The sequence below is a fragment of the Salinisphaera sp. T5B8 genome (assembly GCF_040361255.1).
GTDB lineage: Bacteria > Pseudomonadota > Gammaproteobacteria > Nevskiales > Salinisphaeraceae > Salinisphaera.
Map to the genome: position 1 here is coordinate 1 of NZ_APNG01000056.1, position 978 is coordinate 978.

General features: G+C 64.0%; 1 protein-coding gene. It reads right to left on the bottom strand.

Annotated features, from left to right (window positions below; translation table 11 throughout):
* Positions 1-145 precede the first annotated feature (145 nt).
* Positions 146-978: IS5 family transposase (locus tag T5B8_RS19965; RefSeq protein WP_353181010.1), on the bottom strand; the 833-nt coding region annotated here is incomplete at its 5' end.

Consider the following 978-nt stretch of genomic DNA (forward strand, 5'->3'; position numbering starts at 1 on the left):
GGCGCTGCTGAAATAGCGCCCAAATCTCGATGCGAAGCCCGACCAGCCAAGCGTATTCGCGGGCCATTGATCATTTTCTGCCCATTTTTCGGGCTGATAAGGTTCGAATTCCGGATTCCAGACGCAGTCCGGCCACGGGACGCGCTCATGCCGCCTCCAATGCGGCCATCCGCACCAGGTTGTAGCTGGCGAAGACCAGCCTGGCCTGGGCGGCGACACGATCGAGACCACGCAGCATGGTCTGTTTGAGCGGCCGGGCGTACTTGCCCCAGCCGAACGGCGTCTCGACCCGATGGCGGGCGTTGATTGACTTCGCGTGGCCGGCATGGCGTGTGGTGCGGCCATCGACGGCGGATCGTCGTCGATGCGTGTGCTGAGCGACATGCGGCGTCACGTTCGCTTGGCGTGCGCCGGTAACAAAGCGGTGCTGGTCATAGCCCTTGTCGGCGCCGACGGTCAGTCGGCGCTTGCCCGGCCTTCGGTCGAGCATCGTCAGCGCCGCATCGACTTCGGCGGTGCCGCTGGCCTGTGTGGTCTCGGCATCCACGACCAGGGCATGCCGGTTGTCGGTCAGTACGTGGCCGATGTAACACAGCCGACTGGGTTGCCCCGGGGCTTTCTTATACAGCCGGGCATCGGGATCGGTCTTGCATTCATGGGTGTCCGAGCGCCGTGTCTCGCCCTTGAAGTTGGGCGGGCTACTGGGCGGCTCGTCGTCATCATCTTGACGCCGATAGCTGCCCATCGAGGCCCAGGCATCGATCAACGTGCCGTCCACGCAGAAGTGCTGCTCGGACAACAGCCGGCGTTGCCGGGCCTGATCGACGACAGCGTCCAGAAGCCGGCCCGTGACCGCGCCGTCGATGAACCGTTGCCGGTTCTTGGTGAAGGTGGTGGCGTCCCAGACTGCATCGTCCAGGGACAAGCCAACGAACCAGCGATAGAGCATGTTGTAGCGCATCTGCTCAACGAGCTGGC